This window comes from Clostridium sp. (genome assembly GCF_051650885.1).
In the GTDB taxonomy this organism is placed as follows: domain Bacteria; phylum Bacillota; class Clostridia; order Clostridiales; family Clostridiaceae; genus Clostridium.
In genome coordinates this window covers 1-25,232 of sequence record NZ_JBOFRG010000045.1, presented here as the reverse complement: position 1 = coordinate 25,232, position 25,232 = coordinate 1, and the positions used below count along the sequence as shown (strand labels likewise).

General features: G+C 27.9%; 23 protein-coding genes. 1 reads left to right on the top strand and 22 read right to left on the bottom strand.

What is annotated here, in order from left to right:
- Positions 1 to 100 precede the first annotated feature (100 nt).
- The 10 genes from dnaJ to gpr form a co-directional block, all read right to left on the bottom strand.
- Positions 101 to 1,234, bottom strand: a complete 1,134-nt coding sequence (gene dnaJ / locus ACRC28_RS02090) for a molecular chaperone DnaJ (protein ID WP_438541801.1) — start codon at positions 1,232 to 1,234, stop codon at positions 101 to 103.
- A gap of 107 nt (positions 1,235 to 1,341) precedes the next feature.
- A complete protein-coding gene (dnaK, locus tag ACRC28_RS02085) occupies positions 1,342 to 3,201 on the bottom strand; it encodes a molecular chaperone DnaK (protein ID WP_438541800.1) in 1,860 nt (619 codons plus the stop codon).
- Between the two features lie 57 nt (positions 3,202 to 3,258).
- On the bottom strand, positions 3,259 to 3,828 hold the full coding sequence (gene grpE, locus ACRC28_RS02080) for a nucleotide exchange factor GrpE (protein WP_438541799.1): 570 nt from the start codon (positions 3,826 to 3,828) through the stop codon (positions 3,259 to 3,261).
- A gap of 22 nt (positions 3,829 to 3,850) precedes the next feature.
- A complete protein-coding gene (hrcA, locus tag ACRC28_RS02075; protein WP_438541798.1) occupies positions 3,851 to 4,879 on the bottom strand; it encodes a heat-inducible transcriptional repressor HrcA in 1,029 nt (342 codons plus the stop codon).
- A gap of 166 nt (positions 4,880 to 5,045) precedes the next feature.
- Positions 5,046 to 6,170, bottom strand: coding sequence for a radical SAM family heme chaperone HemW (gene hemW, locus ACRC28_RS02070; protein ID WP_438541797.1), 1,125 nt, complete (start codon positions 6,168 to 6,170; stop codon positions 5,046 to 5,048).
- Positions 6,171 to 6,270: 100 nt separating this feature from the next.
- Positions 6,271 to 6,708, bottom strand: coding sequence for a hypothetical protein (locus ACRC28_RS02065; RefSeq protein ID WP_438541796.1), 438 nt, complete (start codon positions 6,706 to 6,708; stop codon positions 6,271 to 6,273).
- Between the two features lie 134 nt (positions 6,709 to 6,842).
- The gene (lepA, locus tag ACRC28_RS02060; protein ID WP_438541795.1) at positions 6,843 to 8,648 is read right to left on the bottom strand and encodes a translation elongation factor 4; all 1,806 of its coding nucleotides are present in this window, start codon (positions 8,646 to 8,648) and stop codon (positions 6,843 to 6,845) included.
- A gap of 150 nt (positions 8,649 to 8,798) precedes the next feature.
- The gene (locus tag ACRC28_RS02055; RefSeq protein WP_438541794.1) at positions 8,799 to 9,137 is read right to left on the bottom strand and encodes a hypothetical protein; all 339 of its coding nucleotides are present in this window, start codon (positions 9,135 to 9,137) and stop codon (positions 8,799 to 8,801) included.
- A 63-nt stretch (positions 9,138 to 9,200) separates the two neighbouring features.
- A complete protein-coding gene (gene spoIIP, locus ACRC28_RS02050; protein WP_438541793.1) occupies positions 9,201 to 10,259 on the bottom strand; it encodes a stage II sporulation protein P in 1,059 nt (352 codons plus the stop codon).
- 67 nt (positions 10,260 to 10,326) lie between these two features.
- Positions 10,327 to 11,301: a GPR endopeptidase gene (gene gpr / locus ACRC28_RS02045; RefSeq protein ID WP_438541792.1), complete on the bottom strand. Its 975-nt coding sequence runs from the start codon at positions 11,299 to 11,301 to the stop codon at positions 10,327 to 10,329.
- Between the two features lie 171 nt (positions 11,302 to 11,472).
- Here gpr and rpsT point away from each other — a divergent pair, with 171 nt between their 5' ends.
- Entirely contained in the window at positions 11,473 to 11,736 is a 264-nt protein-coding gene (gene rpsT / locus ACRC28_RS02040; RefSeq protein ID WP_438541791.1) for a 30S ribosomal protein S20, read from the top strand.
- An 85-nt stretch (positions 11,737 to 11,821) separates the two neighbouring features.
- Here rpsT and holA read toward each other — a convergent pair whose 3' ends face one another.
- The 12 genes from holA to ACRC28_RS01980 form a co-directional block, all read right to left on the bottom strand.
- Complete coding sequence (gene holA, locus ACRC28_RS02035; protein ID WP_438541790.1) at positions 11,822 to 12,853, bottom strand: DNA polymerase III subunit delta; 1,032 nt, start codon at positions 12,851 to 12,853, stop codon at positions 11,822 to 11,824.
- A 13-nt stretch (positions 12,854 to 12,866) separates the two neighbouring features.
- Complete coding sequence (locus tag ACRC28_RS02030; RefSeq protein ID WP_438541789.1) at positions 12,867 to 14,555, bottom strand: ComEC/Rec2 family competence protein; 1,689 nt, start codon at positions 14,553 to 14,555, stop codon at positions 12,867 to 12,869.
- A 75-nt stretch (positions 14,556 to 14,630) separates the two neighbouring features.
- Positions 14,631 to 16,751 carry a P-type ATPase gene (locus tag ACRC28_RS02025; RefSeq protein WP_438541788.1) on the bottom strand — a complete coding sequence of 707 codons (2,121 nt, stop codon included), beginning with the start codon at positions 16,749 to 16,751 and terminating at the stop codon, positions 14,631 to 14,633.
- Between the two features lie 71 nt (positions 16,752 to 16,822).
- Positions 16,823 to 17,176 carry a stage V sporulation protein AE gene (gene spoVAE / locus ACRC28_RS02020; protein WP_438541787.1) on the bottom strand — a complete coding sequence of 118 codons (354 nt, stop codon included), beginning with the start codon at positions 17,174 to 17,176 and terminating at the stop codon, positions 16,823 to 16,825.
- A gap of 7 nt (positions 17,177 to 17,183) precedes the next feature.
- Positions 17,184 to 18,191: a stage V sporulation protein AD gene (spoVAD, locus tag ACRC28_RS02015; protein ID WP_438541786.1), complete on the bottom strand. Its 1,008-nt coding sequence runs from the start codon at positions 18,189 to 18,191 to the stop codon at positions 17,184 to 17,186.
- Between the two features lie 12 nt (positions 18,192 to 18,203).
- On the bottom strand, positions 18,204 to 18,665 hold the full coding sequence (gene spoVAC / locus ACRC28_RS02010) for a stage V sporulation protein AC (protein ID WP_438541785.1): 462 nt from the start codon (positions 18,663 to 18,665) through the stop codon (positions 18,204 to 18,206).
- A 206-nt stretch (positions 18,666 to 18,871) separates the two neighbouring features.
- Positions 18,872 to 19,627, bottom strand: a complete 756-nt coding sequence (gene sigF / locus ACRC28_RS02005) for an RNA polymerase sporulation sigma factor SigF (protein WP_438541784.1) — start codon at positions 19,625 to 19,627, stop codon at positions 18,872 to 18,874.
- Positions 19,628 to 19,630: 3 nt separating this feature from the next.
- On the bottom strand, positions 19,631 to 20,068 hold the full coding sequence (spoIIAB, locus tag ACRC28_RS02000) for an anti-sigma F factor (RefSeq protein ID WP_438541783.1): 438 nt from the start codon (positions 20,066 to 20,068) through the stop codon (positions 19,631 to 19,633).
- A 16-nt stretch (positions 20,069 to 20,084) separates the two neighbouring features.
- Positions 20,085 to 20,420, bottom strand: a complete 336-nt coding sequence (gene spoIIAA, locus ACRC28_RS01995; RefSeq protein ID WP_438541782.1) for an anti-sigma F factor antagonist — start codon at positions 20,418 to 20,420, stop codon at positions 20,085 to 20,087.
- Between the two features lie 154 nt (positions 20,421 to 20,574).
- Positions 20,575 to 22,863, bottom strand: coding sequence for an AAA family ATPase (locus tag ACRC28_RS01990; RefSeq protein WP_438541781.1), 2,289 nt, complete (start codon positions 22,861 to 22,863; stop codon positions 20,575 to 20,577).
- 128 nt (positions 22,864 to 22,991) lie between these two features.
- A complete protein-coding gene (locus ACRC28_RS01985) occupies positions 22,992 to 24,038 on the bottom strand; it encodes a DNA polymerase IV (protein WP_438541780.1) in 1,047 nt (348 codons plus the stop codon).
- A gap of 14 nt (positions 24,039 to 24,052) precedes the next feature.
- Positions 24,053 to 25,039 carry a DUF4003 family protein gene (locus ACRC28_RS01980; protein ID WP_438541779.1) on the bottom strand — a complete coding sequence of 329 codons (987 nt, stop codon included), beginning with the start codon at positions 25,037 to 25,039 and terminating at the stop codon, positions 24,053 to 24,055.
- Positions 25,040 to 25,232 lie beyond the last annotated feature (193 nt).

Below are 25,232 nucleotides of genomic sequence, written 5' to 3'. Positions count from 1 at the left end.
TCGTATGATTTACTAATACTTTATTTTACACTTATGTATACTTTCTGTCTAGTTATCCATTAAAACAAAGAAAAGGTAGCAAGAGATGCTACCTTTTTAACTATCTAGAAAAGAATCCTTTTTTCTTATGATGCTCTAAATCGTATTCTTCACCAATTGCATCCATAAACTCTGCTAAAGCACTTTTAGCTTTTTCATTTAAGTTTTTAGGAATATCAACTATAACTTTTACATATTGATCTCCACGTCCACTTCCTTGAACCTTTGGAATTCCTTTTCCTTTTAATCTAAATACTGTTCCTGATTGTGTTCCTTCTGGAATAGTATATTTTACATTTCCATCTATAGTTTCAACAGTTATCTCTGTTCCAAGAGCTGCTTTTGCCATACTTATGTGTGTTTCTAAGTGAACATCTGAACCTTTTCTTGTGAATACTTTTGATGGAGTAACCATAATTTTTACATATAAATCACCTGTTGGTCCTCCGTTTACACCTTGCTCACCTTGCCCTCTAAGTGGCATTACATTTCCTGTATCAACTCCTGCTGGAATATTAACTTTTATTTTTCTATTTTTTCTTACTCTTCCTTTACCTTTACAGTCTGTACATGGTTCTTCTACTATTTTTCCAGTTCCATGACATCTGTCACATTCAGAGTTTGTAACAAAGCTTCCAAGTGGAGTTTGTCTTTGAACTCTTACTTGACCTGCACCTCCACAGTTAGGACAAGTTTTTGGTGCTGTTCCAGCCTTTGCACCACTTCCATTACATGTACTACAATTTTCTGTTCTTGTTACAGAAATTTCTTTTTCTACACCACGAATTGCTTCTTCAAATGTTAGCTTAATAGTGTACTCAAGATCTGCTCCTCTTCTTGGACCATTTCTTCTTGCACCTGATGAAGAACCACCAAATCCTCCACCAAAGAAACTATCAAAAATATCTCCCATGTCAAAGCCACCAAATCCACCACTGAATCCGCCTGCTCCTCCACCAAATCCTGAACCATCAAAATCTGCTGTTCCATATTGATCATATCTAGCTTTCTTTTCCGGATCAGAAAGAACCTGATACGCCTCATTTATTTCCTGAAATTTTTGTTGTGCTTCTTCATTCCCTTGATTTTTATCAGGATGGTATTTTATAGCTAACTTTCTAAATGCTTTTTTTATCTCAGCGTCTGATGCACCTTTTTCTACACCTAACACTTCATAGTAATCTCTATTTGCCATTTATTTATTTCACCACCAAATTTTTTATTTAAACCTTATAAAAGGGAAGACGATTTTTTATCTTCCCTTTTAGTATTATATAAGAACTCTTCTATTTGTTACAAGAATTATTTATCGTCTTCTACTTTAAAGTCTGCATCTACAACGTTATCGTCATGTGGTGCACTTTGCTCCGCTCCTGGATTAGCTCCACCCATGTTGTTTGGATCAAATCCTTCAGCTCCTGGTGCTCCATTTTGACCATATAATTTAGAAGATATTGCGTGGAACTCTGCATTTAATTCATCAATCGCTTTTTTGATTCCTTCTAAATCTTCACCATCTTTAACAGCTTTTAAGTCACTAACTTTAGCTTCGATTTTAGCTTTATCTTCAGCAGATATTTTATCTCCAAGGTCAGTTAATGCTTTTTCTGTTTGGTAAACTAATTGTTCTGCATTATTTTTAACTTCTATTGACTCTTTTCTTTTCTTATCTTCTTCAGCAAATTTTTCTGCTTCTTTTACAGCCTTATCTATTTCATCATCACTTAAGTTAGTTGATGCTGTAATAGTTACATTAGCTTCTTTTCCAGTTCCTTTATCCATAGCTGATACTTTTACTATTCCGTTAGCATCTATATCAAAAGTTACTTCAATTTGAGGAATTCCTCTTGGTGCTGGTGCTATTCCTGAAAGAGTAAATCTTCCTAATGTTTTATTGTCAGCTGCCATTTGTCTTTCACCTTGAACTATGTGAATTTCAACTGAAGTTTGGTTATCTGCTGCTGTTGAGAATGTTTGACTTTTTTTAGCTGGGATTGTTGTATTTCTTTCTATTAAAGCTGTTGCAACTCCACCTAAAGTTTCAATTCCAAGTGTTAAAGGAGTAACATCTAATAATAGTACATCTTTAACTTCTCCTGTTAAAACTCCTGCTTGAACTGCTGCTCCGATTGCAACACACTCATCTGGATTAACTCCTTTTGAAGGCTCTTGTCCTGTAAAGCTCTTAACTGCTTCTTGTACTGCTGGTATTCTTGTAGATCCACCAACTAATATTACTTTATCAACTTCATTTATTGAAAGTCCTGCATCACTTAATGCTTTTTTCATTGGCTCAATTGATCTTTGAACTAAGTCATGAGTTAATTCGTTAAATTTAGCTCTTGTTAAGTTTAAGTCAATATGTTTTGGTCCTGTAGCATCAGCTGTAATAAATGGTAAGTTGATGTTTGTTTGAGTTGATGATGATAACTCAATTTTAGCTTTTTCTGCTGCTTCTTTTAATCTTTGAAGAGCCATTTTATCATTTCTTAAGTCTATTCCATTTTCAGCCTTGAATGTATCTGCTATGAAGTCCATAACTTTATTATCAAAGTCATCTCCTCCAAGTTTAGTATCTCCGTTTGTTGATAATACTTCGAATACGCCATCTCCAAGTTCTAAGATAGATACGTCAAATGTTCCTCCACCTAAGTCATAAACTAAAACTTTTTCATCTTGTTCTGTTTTGTCTAATCCATAAGCAAGTGATGCTGCTGTTGGTTCATTTATTATTCTTAAAACTTCTAATCCTGCTATTCTTCCTGCATCTTTAGTTGCTTGTCTTTCAGCATCATTAAAGTAAGCTGGAACTGTTATAACTGCTTGAGTTACAGTTTCTCCTAAATAACTTTCTGCATCTGCTTTTAATTTTTGAAGTACCATTGCTGATATTTCTTGTGGTGTATAATCTTTATCATCTATTTTAACTTTGTAGTCAGTTCCCATATGTCTTTTAATTGAGATTATTGTTTTATCTGGGTTTGTAATTGCTTGTCTTTTAGCAACTTGCCCAACTAATCTTTCTCCATTTGCTTGGAAAGATACTACTGATGGTGTAGTTCTAGCTCCTTCTGAGTTAGTTATAACTACTGGTTCTCCACCTTCCATTACTGCAACACATGAATTTGTTGTTCCTAAGTCAATTCCTATAATTTTAGCCATAATATATTCCTCCTCAAAAACAGAATTTCTGTTTTGTATATTCTTTTTAAATTTATTTTAGTTTGCTGTTTTTACCATTGAATGTCTTATTATTTTATCACCTTTTTGGTAACCCTTCATAAACACCTCTGCAACTGCATTAGGTCCAAATTCTGGATCTTCTACATGCATTATTGCATTATGAAAGTTTGGATCAAAGCCATTAGCTGTATCAATTTCTGTTACACCTAATTTTTCTAAAGATGTAGTAAATCCTTTTAATGTCATTTCAACACCTTGCTTTAATGCTTCTAAATCACCTTCTGATGCTAGTGCTCTTTCAATATTATCTATGCTAGGCACTATTTCCTTTAAGACATCTACATATGCATCTGCATATATTCCTTCTTTTTCTTTTGCTGTTCTTTTTCTGTAATTTTCATATTCAGCAGTTATTCTTAAAAGACGTTCTTTTAAAGTTTCTAATTCATTAGATAACTTTTCATTTTCTTCTTTATATTTTTTTACTAAAGAAAGTTCATCACTTTCACTTTCTTCTGAAGCCTCTGAAGAAACTTCTTCTTCAACTACTTCTTCATTGATTTCTTCTACTGAATCTTTCTCTAACTTATCTTTTTCTTTACTCATTTACGTACTAACACCTCTTTTTCTATTTATCTAAATGTCCTCGCAATGTTTTATTTAACTCTTTCATAACTTGTGCCATAATGGCAACAACTTTTGAATAGTTAATTCTTCTCGGACCTATAAGACCTATAGTTCCTTTTGCTCCATCCCCAAATGAATACTCAGCTGATATAATACTACATTCCTTAGCTTCTGGAATAAAATTCTCTTCACCAATTTTTATAGTTATATCGCTTTGCGGTTCAATAAGTTCAAGAACACATTCTTCATCATGAAGAAGTGATATTATTTCTTTAACCTTTTGAATATCATTGTACTCAGGATAATTAAACAAATTAGTTGTTCCTTCCATGAATACTTCTTTTGACTCTTCTTTCAGGCAAGCATATAACGCTTGTAATATTGCATTAAATAATTCTTCATGTTCTTTTAGATCATTCTTCAAATTATTTATTACCTCTAAGTTTATTTCTTCAATAGTAAGTCCTCTAAGCCTTTCATTTAAAAGTCTTGTAAAAACTTCTATATCACCATTTGTTGGCATTTTATTAACCTTAATCAAATGATTTTTTATTATTTCACTATTAGTAATGACTACAAAAAGTAAATTTTCTTCATCAACACTCATTAATTTTATAGATTTTACTCTACTCATATTCATTGATGGAGTTTTTACAACACATGTTAAATTCGTTAATTCTGAAAGCAACGCGCTTGCATTTTTAACTACTTTACTAACCTCTAGCATTGCCGAATCAATTACATACTCCTTTATTCTAAGTTCTTCTTCCTTACTTAAAATTGAGTTACCCATCAAGCTATCTACATACATTCTGTATCCTTTGCTAGAAGGTATCCTCCCTGCTGAAGTATGTGGCTGTTCTAATAATCCCATTTCTTCTAAATCAGACATTTCATTTCTAATTGTAGCAGGACCAACTCCTAAGTCGTATTTTTTAGCGATTGTTCTTGAGCCAACAGGTTCTCCTGTATTAATGTAATCACTGATAATAGCTTCTAATATTTTTATCTTCCTATCATCAATAATCATAACATCACCTCTTTTGTTAGCACTCATTAACTTCGAGTGCTAATGACTATATTTAAAATATATTCCTGTTTGAGTTTTTTGTCAATACTTTTAACTTTCTTTTATGCCCTTTAATATTCATTAATTTAAATTATCTCTTATTTTCTATCTTTTACTAACTTTTTCTCTATTTTATAAAATCACTTAATACATAATTTGATACCTCTACTCCTTCTTCTGTTAGAAATATCTTGTCCTTAGTTTCTCTCAGTAATTCTTTTTTTATGTTAGAAATTATTTCTTCTTTATAAACATCTTTTATATCAATACCAAACTTTTCTTTAAATTCCTCTTTATCTATTCCCTCTAGCATTCTTAATCCTAAAAATACATATTCTTCAATATTTTCTTTTTTCTCATTTTCTATTATTTCTTCTATAGCATCTCCTCTATTCTTCATATTCTCTATATACTCTTTCACATTAGACTTATTTTTTATTCTTTTATCCTCTAAAAATGAACTTGCTGAAGAACCTATCCCAAGATACTCTTTTAGTTTCCAATAACCTACATTATGAAAACACCTGAATCCTTCTTTACTGTAGTTAGAAAATTCATATTGATTGTACCCATTCTCTTCTAGAAGTTTTTTCCCTTTAGAGTACATTTCTCTTTCTTCTTCTTCACTAGGTAAGTTTAACACTCCTTTATCATACATTTTATAAAATGCAGTATCTTCTTCTATTATTAAACTATAAAAAGATATGTGCTCTGGATTTAAGCTTATAATTTCTTTTAAAGTTTCACAAACATCATTAACCTTTTGATTTGGAAGTCCAAACATTAAATCTATATTTATATTTTCAAATCCAACTTCTCTAGCTAAATTGAAGTTTTCTTTGAACTCTTCTATTGTATGAATACGACCTATTTCTTTTAATAAGCTATTATTTGTTGTTTGTAAACCAAAGCTTATCCTATTTATTCCAATCTCTTTTATTTTTTCTAGCTTTTCTTTATCAATAGTTCCTGGATTACATTCCATTGTTTTTTCTGCATCTTTACTAAATTTAATCTTCTTTAAAATTCCTCCTAAAATATCTAACTCTTCAACATTTAAATAACTAGGAGTTCCACCACCTATAAATAAAGATTTATATTCACCATCACATCTTATTTCACTTTCTTTTTTTAACATTTCTAAATATTCTTTTCTTAAATGGTCAATATGTGAAAATGATGGAAAATCGCAATAAAAACACTTTTGTTTGCAAAATGGAATATGTATATATAATAATTTTTCTTTTTTCATATTATCGCCTCTTTTCTAAAATTGTATCCTCAATAAATATAATTTATACTTTCTTATATAAAAAAAAGGCAAATAGAAACTCTATTCGCCTTTTTATATATTAAAATAATTTTTCAACTTCTTGTTCTAAATTTATTTCTTTTCCTTCTGTTTTTATGATTGGAACGTTATGTTTATTTTTAAATTTATAGAAGAAATTTGCAAATGCTATTTTCTTGTCTCTAGTTATATTTAACTCTTCTGCAATTTTATCTAAGTAATCAATTTCTTTTTCTTCATAATTACCATCTACAAGTGCTAGACCTAAAAGTTCAAAATAAGTAATTTTCTTTATTCTATCAGTTGATTTTTTAAGAACAAACATCATTTCTGTATATGACATTTTATTTATATTCTCTTCTTTCACTTCTAGTTCTTTTAAATACTCTCTAATTAACTTTTTTTCATTTCTTGCTATAACCTTATCAATTTTTGCTAAACTATAAATTAAATTTGCAAAAGCTCTCTTTTCATCACTATTAAATTCTTTTAAAAACATAAAATATCCTCTCTTTCGTGCTTATACTACTTTTTTATTTTAACATACTTTCCTACAATATTTGTAACATTTTTGTTTTTTTTAATATTTCTATAAAAAATAAGAAAGTCTTTTAAAGACTTTCTTAAAATATATTAATCTACTTTTAAAATTGACATGAATGCTTCTTGAGGTACTTCTACTGTACCTACCTGTCTCATTCTCTTCTTTCCTTCTTTTTGCTTTTCTAAAAGTTTTCTTTTTCTTGAAATATCTCCACCATAACATTTAGCAAGTACGTCTTTTCTCATTGCTTTTACCGTTTCTCTTGCAATAATTTTTGAACCTACTGCTGCTTGTATTGGAACTTCAAACATTTGTCTTGGAATTATTTCTTTAAGCTTTTCAGCGATTCCACGACCTTTATGGTAACTTCTTTCTTCTGGAACTATCATAGAAAGTGCATCTACTACATCTCCATTTAATAATATATCAAGTTTAACAAGTTTTGCTCTTACATAACCTTTAAATTCATAATCTAATGAAGCATATCCTCTAGTTTTTGATTTTAAAGTATCGAAGAAATCATAAACTATTTCATTTAATGGTATTTCATAATTTATTACAGCTCTTGTTTCCTCCATATATGTCATATCTATATAAGTTCCTCTTCTTTCTTGACAGAACTCCATGACAGACCCTACATATTCTGTTGGTGTTATTATAGCTGCTTTTACTATTGGCTCCTCCATATATTCAATTTCTGTCATAGGTGGAAGATTTGTTGGATTTGTAATATCAAGTTCTTCTCCATTAGTCTTTTTAATTTTGTATATAACTGATGGTGCTGTTGTAATTATATCAAGATTGAATTCTCTTTCAACTCTTTCTTGAATAATTTCCATGTGTAAAAGTCCTAAGAATCCACATCTAAATCCAAACCCTAATGCAACTGATGTTTCTGGTTCAAAGTTTAATGCAGCATCATTTATCTGAAGCTTTTCTAATGCTTCTTTAAGCTCTTCATACTTTGCTCCATCAACTGGATATATTCCTGAATACACCATTGGTATAGCTGGCTTATATCCTGGAAGTGCTTCTTCTGTTTCTCTTCCTTTTTCAGTTATAGTATCTCCAACCCTTGCATCTTTTACATTTTTAACAGATGCTGTTATATATCCAACATCACCTGCTCTTAATTCAGTTGTTGGGAATAATCCTGGAGTAAACACACCAACTTCTGTTACATCATAAACTTTACCGTTTGACATAAACTTTATTTTTGTTCCTTGCTTTACAACTCCGTCTTTAACTCTTACATATGAAACAACACCTTTGTATGTATCATAGTATGAATCAAATACTAAAGCTTTAAGCGGTGCTTCTTCATCACCAGTTGGTGCTGGTATATCACGTATTACAGCTTCTAAAACTTGCTCTACATTTAATCCAGTTTTTGCAGATATCATAGGTGCATCTTCTGCTATAATTCCTATTACATCTTCAATTTCTTCTTTTACCTCTTCTGCTCTTGAAGATGGTAAATCCACTTTATTTATAACTGGTGTTATTTCTAAATCATTGTCTAATGCTAAATAACAGTTTGCTAAAGTTTGTGCTTGTATTCCTTGTGTTGCATCAACTACTAAAACTGCTCCTTCACAGGCAGCTAAGCTTCTTGAAACTTCATATGTAAAGTCTACATGCCCTGGAGTATCTATAAGATTTAGAATATATTCTTCACCATTTTCACGTCTATATATAAGTCTAGCCGCTTGTGACTTTATTGTTATTCCTCTCTCTCTTTCAATCTCCATATTATCTAAAACTTGTTCTTCCATTTCTCTTTTTGTTAGAGTTCCCGTTATCTCTAATAGCCTATCAGCTAGGGTTGATTTACCATGATCTATATGTGCTACAATCGAAAAATTTCTTATAAATTTTTGTCTATCATTTTTCATATATATTAAAACTGCCCTTCTTTATGTACTAAGCAGTTCTTTCCACCCCCGTTTTTTCTAAAATCAAGCTAAATTATAACATAATTTTTTAAAAAAGTGTGAGTATTTTATATTAAACTTAAACTGCTCTTTATATTTTTCGCTTTTTCTCTAAAAAAATTCACTTATTCCGTTAATTATTTCTAAACCTTTTTCTTTTATCTCATTTAACATTTCTGACTCATTTTTTATTTTAAAGTTTACGTCATTTACTTTTATTAAAGTTCCATCATCTTCTTTATAAATTTTCACCGCTGCTTTATCTTGAATAAATTTTTCAAATTCTTTTCCAAACTCTTCACTTACCATTTCAAAATTATCTTCTACCGATACTCCAACTGGAGACAATGTTTTTGTATTTTTTATATTTATAGCTACTAAGCCTATAACTCCTACACAAATTACTAATCCTATATAAATACTTAAGATTAAATTTTTATATTTTTTCATATGTCAATCCTCCTAAATTCTCTTATTTAAAAGAATTGACATATTCACATATTTTAATTCATTTTATTTTTTATTTTTTACATACTCTGCTATAACTCTTGCTATACACTCTCCTGTCTTTTGAGCTTCTTTTGAGGTATTTGTATTTGCACCAACTTCAATTAAAATTGAATTTTTCCCTATTTGCTGTGCTAAACCATGCTTTCCTGGATAATAAGTTAATGGTTCTTTTTTTCTGTTTAATGTTGGATACAGTTCATCAGTTATTTTTATAAATTCTCTTGCAACTTTATCATTTTCTTTAAAATATGGTGAGGTTCCACTGTTTACAAACATTATTTTAGCTGCTCCCTCACCATTTACCTTTGTATAAAAAGGTGCTTTATTAGTTCCTTTTACTCCATCTCTATGAATATCTATTATTAAGTCAAAGTTATTTCCATACTTATCAATATATTTTTTATAAGTTTCTTGTGTTCTTAGATATGCATCATCGTAAGATACATCATGTACTGTTTTATCATAAACAATTTCTATTCCATACTTTTCCTTTAAATCTTTTTTGATAACTTCAGCTACACCTTTTACACTATGATTTTCATTTGTAGTAAATCCTTTTGATTCAGAATAATTTTCTGTTCCATGAGTGTTTACCATAAGTATTTTAGTCTTCTTTCCTTTCAATGCTTCTTTAAGCTCTTTATCATAAGCTTTAAACTCTTCTTCTGTATACTTGGCTACTGCATCATCTCCTAGCTTAAAATCTTCATATCCTTCTATTTTCCCATCTGCTAACATATTCATCTTTACATACGGAAGCTCTGAAGTCATTATTGTATGTGGTCCTACATCACTTATTCCTATAGCTTCTAGTGCTACTGCACCTAGTGACATAGTACTTTCTGCAAAATCATCCTCATCATATACTAAATCTTCCACCACTGGCAAACCAAAGTTAAGCATTTGGACATAAGGATGTGCGCCCCTATCAAAGCTATTAGTCATTATATTAAAGCATCTTCCAAAAAATATTATAATAATAACTAACAAACCTAAAAGACTAAAATCAATATTTAATTTTCTTTTATTATCTCTTTTTACTCCTACAGTTTCTGTGTTCATTTTAATCCCCTCCTAGTTCTCTTTTTAAATATATGAGAGGATTAACATAATTATTATACTTTTTATCTTAATTTATAAACCTTTTTATTTCTTCTAAATCTAAATTAGGTTGGATTCCTATATTTATAGCCTTTGATATTACCTTTGAGAATCCATCTATAACTAAATCTACTTCTTTTGGTGTTACTATAAGCTCTCCTAAGTAAGGGTTTAGTAATGATTTTATAAGATTACTTTTTTCTTCTTTATCTATTGATGAAAGCATATTAAAAAAATCACTATCTCTTTCTGAAACATTTGAAAGCTCTTCTATAATCAAGTCCATACTATCATTTACAATAGTGGCTGCATCTACTACAGTTGGCACTCCTATAGAAATAACTTTTACTCCAAGGCTTTCTTCATCTATTCTCATTCTTTTATTATTTACTCCAGCCCCTGGCGAAATCCCTGTATCACTTATTTGAATCGTTCTATTTATCCTTTCAATCTTTCTTGATGCTAAAGAATCTACACATATTACTACTGTTGGTTTTATCTTTTGCACAAGCCCCTTTATTATCTCAACACTTTCTATTCCTGTAAGACCAAGAACACCTGGTGCTATTGCACATACTGAATTTATTTCTTCATCAAATTCTTCTGGCATTAATTTTTTTAAATGCCTTGTTACCATTATTTTTTCTGTAACCTTTGGCCCTAATGAATCCGGAGTTATTTTCCAATTCCCAAGGCCTACTACTAAGGCTATATGTTCTTCGTCTTCACCTATAAGCTTTCTTAAAATTTTTCCTGTTATTATACTCGCATTCTCTATAAGCTCTCCATCATAAATAGTATTTTCTGAAATTTCTAAAGTTATATAGGTTCCTATAGGCTTTCCTATTTTTATACTTCCTTCTTCATTTAGTATTTTTATTCTTGTAATTTTTATGTTTTCTATCTCTTTTTCCTCTAAAATTACACCATCCACTTCTTTTTTATTTATTTTTTTATAATTTTCATTTCCCTCTAAAGCTAAGTCTGTCCTTATATTCAACATACTTTTACCACCTTTCATTTAACGTATTTATTCTTATTTTTCCTATTCTTTTAAATTTAATACTTGAATATCTAATACTTCAATGCTATAATATGGTTTGTTAATATAACCTCGATAGAAATTCTATGTAATTTCGTCGATGCCCTATAAAATCTCAAGGGGGTGAAATGAATGGCAAACATTAAATCAGCAAAGAAAAGAATTAAAGTTACTGAAACTAAGACTTTAAGAAATAGAATGGTTAAATCAGCTTTAAAAACTGCTATAAAGAAGTTTGAAGCTGCTGTTGAAGCTAATAACGCTGAAGAAGCTAAAACTTTATTTGTAGCTGCTACTAAATCTTTAGATATGGCTGCTTCTAAAGGAGTTCTTCACAAAAACATGACTGCTAGAAAGAAGTCAAGATTAGCTGCAAAGTTAAATGCTATGGCATAGTATATAAACCGACCTTTGGTCGGTTATTTACTTTTAACAATATTCTTGTTACATAAGAAAACCTGCAATTTTTTGCAGGTTTTTTTTATTTTTTAATTAAAGCCATATTTAAAATTAAAAGCTCTAATTCCATTTTTTTATCTTTACTTGTACTTTTTAATATTTTTTCCGTTTCTACACAAAGCTTCATACTTTCTTTTAATTGATTAAATGAAAACTTTTTACTTTGATTTACCATCTTTTCCACAACAAACATTGGCATTCTATTTAATGCCTGTATATTTTCAACAGACTTTCCTTCTTTTAAAAGAAGCTTATAATCATATAATTTTTTTATTTGATTTTGAATTGATATTAATATTAACATATGTTGATCTGCTTTAAATAAAAGTTCATTTACTATTTTTATAGCCTTTTCTGTTTTCTTTTGGCCTATAAAATCTACTAAATCAAATACATCATCATCATTATTATTAAGAACCATTTTATCTATATCTTCTCTTTTTATTTCTCTTCCATTTGTATAATCTACAATTTTACAAACTTCTTTTTTGGCTATTTCCATATTCATTGGAATTTTCTCTGCATAATATTTTAAATTTATTGTGCTTATTTCTCCACCATACTCTTTAAAAAGCCCCTGTAATCTTTTGTAAAAACCATCTCTTTTAAGCTTATCAACCTGAACAACAGTTGTAATTTTATCAAGCCCCATAATATTTTTATTTTTCTTTACTGTTTCTCTTTTATCATTGAATACATAATACATAAGAAGTATAGTTGTACTCGGTACATCTTTTAAATATTCTTTCATTTCTTTATAAAAACTTTTTCTGTTAGAGTCTGTTTTTTCTTTTAAAAATGTGCATCTATAAATTACAACTACCTTTTTTTCAGCCATAAAAGGAAATGTTTCACAAGCATTTTTAACTTCATCAAATTCGCATTTATTTCCATCAAATTTTGTAAAATTCAAGTCTTCTTCTGTTTGCACATATCTTTTTGTTATTTTATCTATACCTTCTTTTATTAATTCTTCATCAGGTCCACATAAAATATATGAATTTTTTTCTTTTCCACTTTTTAATTCTTTTAATATAAAATCTAAATTTACCAAATTAAATCACCTTTTATTCTATAATTAAAACTTTATCATCTATAAGTTTTAGCTTTTTTCCTCTTCCTTCTTTAAAGTTTATTATATCATAATCTAAAAAGTCTAGTTCTTCTTTTGTCATTTTTAATAAGTATTTTTTATCATCTACATTTAAAAGATAGTCCTTTCCAAAGCTTTCTATTTTTATATTTTCACCTATAATAATCTCTTCATTTATAAACTTACTATCAGTTTTCTTTTTAACTTCCTTTAAATCTATATTTTTACTATTTGTCATTATAGCTTTTTCTCCTTTATAAGAAATAACTATAGCTCCTTCTCTTCTGTATTCTATAGTTGGAAAGATGCTATAATTTAATATAAATAAAAATCCCATATATATAATAGGTGCATATTTTATATAATTTAAGCCTTTCTTATACATATAAAAACATCCGCCAGTAAAAATATAAAAATATCCAACCTGCTCCCCTAAATAAACCTCTCTAAAACCTAATGAGTCTATTCCTCTCAAAAGAGAGAAAAAGAAATCTACAATATATTCAAGCAGAAAAACTATAAAGCCGAATATAAAGCTTATTTTATATGTTGCAAATCCTATAAGCCCTAGTACTAAAATCACATTTATTATTGGTACTATTATCAAGTTCCCTAATATAAATGAAATTGATGCTGTATTAAAATATATTACTAATAAAGGGAAAGTTAAAATTTGTGCTGAAAGAGATAAGCTAATTACACTTCTATAAGGATTTTTTACTTTATATAACAAATCTTCTATTTTCCTATTAAATAAAATTATTCCTATAGTTGCACCATAAGAAAGTTGAAATCCTACACTAAATATAAAATAAGGCTTCCAAAAAAATAATATTATCATACTTACAAATAGCCCACTTAAAGGCATTGGAGTTCGTTTAAAGAAAAAACTTATTTGCAGAAAAAATATTCCTATAAATGCTCTTAAACTTGAGAAGCTTAGTCCACTTAAAACAACATATAAAAAAGTAAAAATTAAGCTTATCTTTTTGTTACTCACCCTTTGAATAAGTATAAATATAAGACCTATATGAAGTCCTGATACACTAATTGCATGAATTATCCCAAGCTCTCTCATATCCTTTTCATCATATTTATCTAGATTTTCATCTCTTCCAAATAAAATTGATGAAACTAAGGAACTATTTTTCACACCTATATTTTCTTTCAATATATTTTTATAATCATTTTTTAAATTTGCAAGCTTTGTAAATATGCTTTTTTCAATTATTTTATATTCCCTGCTATTTACACTTCCAATTCTTCCTCTTTCCTTATTTATTTTTCTTTTAAAATCACCTTTTAAAGACACTTTACTTCCTTCTATTATTTTTGATAATTCACCATAGATTTCAAATTCTCTTCCCTTTTCTTCTCCAATTGCATAATTCCCATAATTTTTTATAATACGTACATTTTCTAATTTAGGAGTATATTCATAAAAGCTTTTATTCACTATTAACCCTATTAAAAATATTAAAACTATAATTAATAAAAACTCTCTTCCTTCCCTACACGTAACTACTATAAAAAAAAGACTAGTGAATAAAGCCACTAGCCCAAAATTATAATCATAGTATGTAAAAAATATACTACTTATTATAAATCCAATACTCATATATATAATTGGATATCTAACCTTTTCTAATTTACTAAAATTCATTTTGGGCACCTCTCTATCCTAGAGTTTAACCAATTTATAAATCTTAATAACATTTTTTATAAATTAATATTTATATTAATATCTATATTTGAAATATTCTCCTATATACATAAAAATGAGTATACCTATTTTAAGTAGAATGTGAATTTCTAAGTTAAATACAAATATTACTATTGATAAAAAAACTAAAATCATACTACTGTATTTTATTATATCTTTTAATCCTTTATCTAATTTTTCTTTTTCTTCTTTTGATATTTTCATAAAAGAAATAAATCCTTCTAAGTAATTTTCTTCTATAGAGATATCTGATATTTCTTCTATTAGCTTCATTTCATTTGATTTTGCTATTCCTATATCAGAAAGCTTTAATATACCTGCATCTCCAATAGTTTCTCCTATACTTATAATCTTATAATTTTCCTTTTTAAACATTTCTATTATTCTTCTTTTACTTACTAATGATATCCTTGAAAATACCTTGATTTTTTTTAAGACCTTTATAAATTCCTCTTCATCTAAACTTTCTATTTCAGCTCCTGTTATAACTTCATCCTTGCTTTTTATAATTCCTGTTTTAATACCTGAAAATGTTGATGAAATTTTAGTATCTTCAGTAAATAAAATTGGTACTATATTATTACTCTTTAAAAATTCAATTCTTTCTTTGCTATCTTCATATAATTCATTTAAAAATCCTACAATTCCAACAAAAATCAAATTACTTTCTACATTCTCTCTTTCACTTGGCTTATAATTAAAAGTTCTGTAAGCTATTCCTTCTGTTACTAAACCTTCTGTAAAGAAATTATAGTTATATTTCTTTATCATTTCTTTGTTTTCATTATTTAACTCTTTTACTGTTCCTTCTATTAAAATATGAGTACATCTATCTAATATATGGTCTGTGTTTCCACGACTAGTTAATCTATAACCTTTTTTCCCTTTACTTAATACACTAAAAAATCTTTTATCTGATTCCATTTCCAAATTGAAAATTTCTCTATTTTTAAAGCTTTCTTTTTCTACTCCAAACCCTTTAGCAAATCGTAAGTATTCTTTTTCTATTGCAGTTCCTTTTATTTCTTTTTCATTTATATAACCTTTGTTAGCTATTACTCCTATATCAATAATTTTCTTTAAATTCCACTCTTTATAATTAACTTCTTCTTTTTTTAACACTTTAAAATTTGTAAATATCTTTTTTATCTTTACTTCTTCTTTAGTTATTCCACCATTTTTCTCTAAAAATATAATTTCTATATCTTTTATCTTTTTTACTATATCAATATTATTTATTTTAATATTTTTCTTTTCAAAGAAACTTTTAAAAAGTCTTAGCTTTAAATATATAAAGCTTAAGGTACTAAGACCTCCAACTAAAAAATTATTTACTAAAAATATTTCCTTTTCACCTAAGAACATATAAACTATTAGATTTATACTAAAAGCTAATAAACTCCACTTAGATACTATACCTCCATATTCATCTACAAAGCTTTTTTCTTCTTTTTGCTGATAAAAAGAGTTTAATATACTTCCTAAATAAGTTTTATCTCCAGTTTTAACTACTATTCCAATTCCAAAGCCTTCCTTAACAATACTTCCTTTAAAAAGCATGTTGCTAATTTCTCCAATTGTTAATGTATTAGAATCTAGCTTATAGTCAAATTTTTCTTTTATAAACTCTTCTCCAGTAACATTTTTTTCAGACACTTTAAGATTTTCACACTCTAATATTCTTATATCTGCTGGAATAAGTGAGCCCTTTTTAAAATTTACTATATCACCAATAACAATTTCTCTACTTTGAACTATTACTTCTTTTCCATCCCTTATTATGCTAACCTTTGCTTCATTGATTTTTTCTATATATTTAAGCCTTTTATTGTATTTATATATTTCTAATAACTCAATACCTATATTCACTAAAAATACTATTTCTACAATTATTCCTTCTAGATACCATTTATAATAAAATAAAGTTATCCCTATAATTAAGTTTATTAATATAAATATATTTTCTTTTTTAATTATTTTTTTTAGTATTCTAAAGTTTTCTTTTTCAAAGCTTATATTATTGCTTCCATATCTCTTTTTTCGTTTTTCACTTTCTATAAATGTCAGTCCCTTTTCCTTTGATGACTGAAATTCCTTTACTACGTCTATTCCTGTATTATTATGTGGTCTTACCAAACTTTCTCCCCCTATTGTCTTTACCCATTTTCATATATTATAATACATTTTACAAATTCTTGAAAGTTTTACTATTTACTTTTAGGATTAAATATTACTGCCATTAAGTATCCAAAAACAATAGCTGCTGTTATTCCACCTGCTCCACCTTTCATTCCTCCTGTAAAAGCCCCTAAAAGCCCTACCTTATTTACTTCTTCTACAACTGACTTAGACAGAACATTCCCAAAGCCTGGAAGAGGTATAGTTGCTCCTGCTCCTGCAAAATCGATTAATTTATCATAAACTCCAAAAAAACCTAAAATAGCTCCTGTTATAACAAATAAAACAAGTATTCTTCCTGGAGTTAATTTTGTTTTTTCCATTAAAATTTGTGCAATTACACATATTCCTCCTCCTACTATAAATGTTTTTATGTAATCCATATTCTCACTACCTTTCTATACTTACTGCATGTGCAATTCCTGGTATGCTTTCTCCTTGAAGAGATGATGTAGGACTCATTAATGCCCCTGTTGAAATCATTAGCATCTTTTTTATTTCTTTTTTCTTTAACTTTTTATAAAAATACCCTGAAAATACAACAGCTGAACAACCACAGCCACTTCCTCCTGATTCTGTTTTTTGATATTCATCACTAAAAATCATTTCGCCACAATCTTTATAATTTTTTCTTATATCATACCCATACTCTAAAAGTAATTCTTCTACTATTTTTTTACCAACTTTTCCCAAATCTCCTGTTACTATTACATCATAATATTCTGGATTTCTTTTAGTATCTTTAAAATGATTATATAAGGTATCTACTGCAGCTGGTGCCATAGCCGCCCCCATATTATTTGCATCTTTTATTCCATAATCCTTTACCACTCCTGTAGTTATAGCCGTTATCTTAGGATAATCCCCTTCTTTTCCTAAAACAACTGCTCCAGCGCCTGTTACAGTCCATTGAGACGTTCTACTTCTTTGACTCCCATACTCCAAAGGAAATCTAAACTGTCTTTCTGCTGCGCAAAAATGGGATGATGTGCTACAAACTATGTAATCTCCTATATGACTATCAATTAAGATACTTCCAAGGCTTAATCCCTCTGTCATAGTGGAACAAGCTCCATAAAGACCAAAGAAGGGTATTTGAAGTTCTCGTGCTGCAAAGGAAGATGCTATTATTTGATTTAATAAATCTCCTGAAAATAAATAATCTATTTCATCTTCTTTTAAGTCTGCCCTTTTTATTACAGCCTTTATTGTTTTGTATAACATCTCACTTTCTGCTTTTTCATAACTTTCCATTCCATACATTTCATCTTTTAATATATGGTCAAAATATTTTGAAAGAGGTCCATCGCCTTCCCTTGGCCCAACTGTTGCAAAGGCATTTATAATTCTAGGCTCATTTTCTAATATTACTGTTCTTTCTCCTATTTTTCTGCTCATAACTTCTCCCTTCTATATAATTAATGTTATATAATGTATTATTCCTATAACTACTGAAATTCCTATTCCATAAACAAGAACTGGCCCTGCTATTGTAAAAATTTTAGCAGCTACACCAAATACGAAGCCTTCTTTTTTATATTCAATTGCTGGTGCAACAACTGCATTTGCAAATCCTGTTATAGGTACTACTGTTCCTGCACCTGCAAAGCTTGCTAACTTATCATAAATTCCAAGCCCTGTTAAAAGTGCTCCTAAAAATATCATTATTATTGATACAATAGTTCCTTTATTCACTTCCTTTCCACCTACTAAAATTACTATGTCTCCAATTATTTCACCTATTAAGCAAATTAAACCACCAATAAAAAATGCTCTTACTGAATTTCTTAAAAGTTTAGATTCTGGTTTACTTTCCTTTGCTAGAACTTTAAATTTTTTTCTTATTTTCTTTTCTTTTTTATTAAACCTCATTTTTAACACTTCCTTTATATTTCTATTATTTCAAAGTTAGCCTATTTTTATTATTAAACCTGAAAAAAGTGAGGCTAGAGACTCCACGAAACAAATCGCTTTTTTAAATTTTAAAAATCTTAATAAAATCACTAACTCTAGGCTTTTATAGAAGATAAAATTTTAGACTTTCCTAGACATAAAAAAAAGTAGCCTAAAATTTTAAGCTACTCTTCTAACTTTTCTTTCATTTTTTTTAATACTTTTTTTTCAATCCTAGATACCTGAACTTGGCTTATTCCAAGCAACTTAGCTACTTGAACCTGTGTTTTATCTTTAAAATACCTAAGCATTATTATTTGTCTCGATTTATTATCTAAAGAATGAATGGCTTCTTTTAATGCAAGTCTATCTATAAAATTTGCATCCTCTTCACCTTTTTCACTTAATTTATCAATAAGTAATACTGGTGAACCATCATCTTGATGGATTGTATCATATAGATATTGTAGACTTGTTGAAGCCTCCATTGCCATTAGAATTTCTTCCTTTGGTATATCTGAATGCTTTGCTATTTCATCAATAGTCGGCTCTCTATGAAGCTCTTTCACAAGTTCTTCTTTATAGTAATGAATTTTTCGTCCTAAGGTTTTTACATTTCTACTTACCTTTATGATTCCATCATCTCTTAAAAATCTTTTTATTTCCCCTATTATCATAGGTACTGCATAAGTTGAAAACTTAACCTTAAAAGAATCATCAAAGTTTTTAATAGCTTTAACAAGTCCAATAGAACCTATTTGATAAATATCTTCATATTCATATCCCCTATTTAAAAATTTCTTACTAATTGAGGATACTAGGGGTAAATTCATTTCAATTAATTTTTCTAATGCTTTTTCATCACCAGCTTTAGCTAAGGGCAATAATTTAGAATTATTATTGTAATCATATTCCTCTCTATTATAATTCTCAATACTCATTTTTTATACCTGACCTATTACATCTATTTTTTTTCTTATAACCACCCTAGTCCCTTTATTTTTTTCACTGTATACCTCTAAAGAATCCATAAAGCTTTCCATAACTGTAAATCCCATTCCTGAACGCTCTAAATCTGGTCTTGAAGTATATAAGGCTTCCCTTGCCTCTTCAATATTTTCTATTCCTACACCAAAGTCACTTATTATTATTTCTATTTCATTTTCTATAAGTGCTGCATCAATTCTAACTCTACCATCTTCTCTATTTTCATATCCATGTATTATTGCATTTGTTACTGCCTCAGATACTGCTGTTTTTATATCAGTAATCTCTTCGATAGTTGGATCAAGTTGTGCTACAAAAGCTGAAATTGATACCCTTGCAAATGCTTCATTTTGTGATTTACTTAAAAATTCTATACTTATTTTATTATCGTACAATCTAAACCCCTCCAATTTAAATATACTTTAGCGCCTCTTCTATTGTTTCATAATTTTTCATTATTTTGAATAGTCCAGATAACTCAAAAACTCTACTAATACTTCTATTAACTCCTACTATGTAAAGTTCTCCGCCATTTTTTTTAATTTTTTTCTGTCTTCCAACAACTACTCCAATTCCTGAACTATCCATAAATGTTACTGAATTAAAGTTAAGAACTAATTTTTTTACTCTTTCTTTTTCAATTCTATCATCAATTTTAACTCTAGCTTCTTTTGCATTATGATGGTCTAATTCCCCTATTAAAGAAGCTTCTAATATATTATCGTAATTATTAAATTTAATATACATATCTATAAACTCTATTTTTAGAGTCTGTCACCTCCCTAACCCTTCTTTTCTTCCATATTTTAACATATATTTTTATCTAAGGTCAAGTTATTTGTTATTTTTTTACATTTTAAAGCAATCTATCTATTTTAATAACTAGATAAATTGCTTTTTATTATTTTCTATATTCTTCAACTTTCTTATTTAAAAGTTCATAAAATTCTTCTATATTTTCATCTTCTTCTAATAGTAGAATTTCAATAGCTTCTTCTATATTTTTAACTGCATATATTGAAAAGTTATCTTTCTTTATTTCAGCTTCAACTTCATCTTTTAGTACAAGTTCATTTTTATTTATATCTGGTATTATAACTCCTGCACCTTCTAAGGAGTTTAAGTCCTTACATACTCTAAAAAATCCTTCAATTTTTTCATTTACTCCACCAATTGGTTGAACTTCACCAAATTGATTTAAAGAGCCTGTTACAGCAATATTTTGTTTTACTCCTTTTTCTGTTATTGCAGATAAAATACTTATCATTTCAGCTATAGATGCACTATCACCTTCTATTAATCCATAACTTTGTTCAAAGCTTACATGCATGTTTATCGGCATTTTTTCTTTTCTATTTAGTTTACTCCATAAAAGACTCTTTAAGATACTTATAGATTTTTCATGAATTCTTCCACTTAACTTTGCATCCTTATGAATATCGACTATGCTTCCTTCGCCTTTAAATATATTACAAGTTATTCTCATAGGTTTTCCAAAGGTGTGAGTTCCTGTATCTAATACTGCAAGTCCATTTATATTACCAACTAATCTATCTTTAAGCTTTATAAGCATCTTGTTTTCTTTATACATACCTATATACTCTTCTTCTATAGTGTCTTTTTCATATATAATCTTATTAATATCTTCTTTACTAATAATCTCTTTTGATTCTTCTACAGCTTCTTGCTCTGCTAAAACTAATATATTTTCTATTTCTTTTAAATTTAAATTTATTTTATCTCTTTTCTCTGCCTTTCTAACTAAATACTTAGCTATAGCTTTTATAGCACTTTTTGATATTCCTAATTCACACTTGTTTACTCCCACTTCTTTTATATAGCTTTGTATAAATTCTTCTCTACAATTTAAATTTATATCTTCTTTAAATTCAACCTTAACTGGAAATAATATTTTAAAATCTTCATCATTATTATATAAAATATTAAAGCTTTCATAGTCTCCTATAATTATAACTTTTACATTTATAAATGTTGGTTCTAATTTTAATCCATTAATTGATAAAACCTCTAGATAGTTTTTATTTGAATCAAAAGAAATTTTTTTACTTAGAAGTGCTTTCTTTAAATAATGATATGAATTATTTACTATAATATCCTTCATTCTAACTATAATACAACCTTCATTTGCTTCTAAAAGTGACCCTGCATTTATTAAAGAAAGATCTGTTGTATAATTTCCATTTTGACTTTCATATTCTATAGTTCCTAAAAGCTTTCCTATACTTGGGTCTTCCTCAAATATTACTCGTGGATGATTATATTCTGAATTGTCTACTATAACTTCAATTTCATATTCTTCTAATATCTTATCTATATCCTTTTCATTTTCTTCAATATCCACAGTATAGATATTTATTAATGCATCTTCAATTTTCTTGTAAAATTTTTCTAAATAATTATAAACATCATCATCTAGGATATACTCAAGCAATAAATCTTCTTTTAAATCTTTTAATGAAAAATCAAAATATTCTACTAAAATATCTTTAAGCTTATCTAAGGCTTTTATTTCAATTTCCTTTAAAGCCTCTAAAATTCCCTCTGATTCCTCTTTTAACTTATCTGCTTTTTCACCTAATTCTTCCTTTACTTCTTCTTCTAAATTATCATAAGTTTCTTCATCCATCTCTTTCCCTTCTGATAAAGGAATAAATACAAATCCCTCTCCTGTTGCCTTCATTTCAAAGCCTTCATCAGATGCTAAAGAAATTAATCGATTTAAATATTTGCTTCTATTAGTTTTTAAGTCTTCTAAAAGCCCATCTTTCTCTTCTGAATATTCTACATTGTTAAAGTCTAAGATAGCATTTTTATAGCTTTCTTTTAATGTTTTAATATCTTCTTTTAATCCATTTCCTCTTCCATTACTTATCATAATTGGAAATGGCTTTTCTCTTCCTCCTATGCTCACATAACAAATATCACTTGGTGGTTCTAAATTTTCATATTCTTTTTCTATAGTAGAAACTAACATATCTACTTTTTCCTTTAGAAAAGAATCAACAAGATAAAGATTATAATTTTCTTTTTTTATTTTTAAAATTCGCTTTATTTTATTATAAGGAGTTTTAAATTCTTCTATATCCATTAAATCAATATTCTTATCACTCTCATTCTCATTTGAATTTAAAGAAAATATTATTTCATTAGAATTTAATTTATTTTTCATATTTTTTTTCAGACTCTTAGTCCTTCCTCCTTAAAAATTTTCTATATTATATTAATATTCTAATGCTTTGTTTTAGGGATACTTTTATCTTAGAAAAAGAAAAAAACTAGATAAATTTTTATCTAGTTTTAAAAAAGCTTCATTTGAACTTCTTTTTCTTCATTAAATGAAGATATGCTAAGACCTATAAGCCTTAAATCTTCCATTATTTCTTTTTCTAAAAGTAGCTCTAATGCTATATCATAAATTTCCTTTTCTTCATTTATATACTTAGCTAAAGTTTTACTTTTAGTATGATTTTGAAATTCCCCTGTTTTATACTTTAAAGTAATAGTTCTTCCTTTTTTATTTTTCAATTTTAATATTTCACTTATATCTTTTGAAAAGCTTCTAATATATGTTTTAAGTTCTTCAATATCTTTAGTATTATTTTTTAGAGTTCTTTCTTTCCCTACAGATTTTCTATCACGGCTTACCTTTACTTCTCTTTTATCAATGCCACGTATTCTATCATATATTTCTAACCCTTGCTTTCCTAAATAGTCTACATAAAATTCTTTTTCCATTTCATACAAATCTTTTATTTTAAATATTCCCATATTATTTAATTTTTCACAAGATTTTTTCCCAAGTCCATATATTCTTTTTATATTTAAATCGAATAAAATTTGTGGAATCATTTCTTTTTTTATTTCTTTTATTCCGCTTGGTTTATTCCAGTCTGATGCAAGCTTTGCTAAAAATTTATTATATGAAATTCCTATTGATAAAGTTAATCCAAGTTCATTATATACACGTCTCTTTATATATAATCCAGCTTCCATTCCTGTTTTAAAAGAAGTTTCTGTTACATCTAAATATGCCTCATCTATAGATAAAGGTTCTATTAAATTAGTTACTTCTCTAAAAATCTTAAAAATCTTTTCTGAAACTTCCTTATACCTTCCATATCTCACAGGTACAAATATTCCATTTGGACATTTTTGCCTTGCTATAAAAGCTGGCATTGCTGAAGAAACACCATATTTTCTTGCTTCATAAGAGCAGGTTGAAACAACACCTCTCTCACTAACACCACCTACAATTACTGGTTTCCCTCTTAAACTTTTATTATCTACTTGCTCTACTGATGCAAAAAAAGCATCCATATCTACATGTAAAATAACCTTTTCCATATTACTCCTTAAGCTTAGATATAAACTTTCTCTTCTTCTTTTCTTATTAACATGCTTTGTTTCTTTTTACCTAAAAATGAAACAATTGAAAAAGCTAAAAGTTCTTCTAAATATTCATTGTTACTTTTATTTTTATTTAGATTATAGTATTCCACTATTATAATCCCAATCATTACCCTAAAGGTTTTATCCATATAAAAAGAATATGTTCCATCTTCTTCATAAAGATATTCAATAGCTATTTTCACTTTTTCAATATAATCAGATATACTTTCTTCTTTATTAGCAATTCCAATAATTCCTAAAAATTCTTCTCCAACTATCATATCTTTTTCTCTAAAGGAATTTATAAGTTCTTTTACTTTTACCTGTGCATTTATATTTTCATTCAAAAGAGCACTTGTAGCTAAAAGCTGAAGATGATTTCTTGAATACTCTTTAAGGTTTAGCAAATAATTAAACATATATTCAACAAACTCACCTGTTTCTTTTATATCTTCATTTTCTTTTGCACATTTTATTCCTAAAAGGGCACAGATTAAGTAATCATTTTCATCTGTTATATCTTTAAATTCTTTTCTTAACAAGTCATATATAAGCTTTGTATTATTAAATATTTTAGGATAATTTTCCTTTTCACCATGCTTACAAATAGCATATGATGCTAAGGCTAAACAATCTGATTCTTTAAATCCCATATCCTGCATATCTTCATTTATTCTTATTAAGTTTTCAGAAAAAACCTTATAATTATCTTCTTTACTTATAAGAATTGATAATATATATAATATATCTCCTCTAAAGCTTGATAACTGGCTTGTCTCTTTTTTAATCTCTTTTCTTATTTTTTTAATTTTATCTATATCAGGTTTTTTATCTACTCCACCAAAGATTAATGATGCAAAATGATTTATATATTCTCCATCAAATCTTAATTCATCACGTATTTCTTTGTACTTATCCATAACATTGTTACAAATATCTAATATCCCCATTTTCATTTTAATATCTTCCTTTTCCCATAAAATTTATCCACCCTTTAATTATACTATAATTTTTATTTATATATATAATATTTTATTAAACTTCTCTATATTTATGTTTTATTATCTAAAGATAAATTTTATATTTTACAGATAGACCTTTTATGCTATAATAAATTTGTTATGTTTTATTTTTTAAACTAGCGGACTT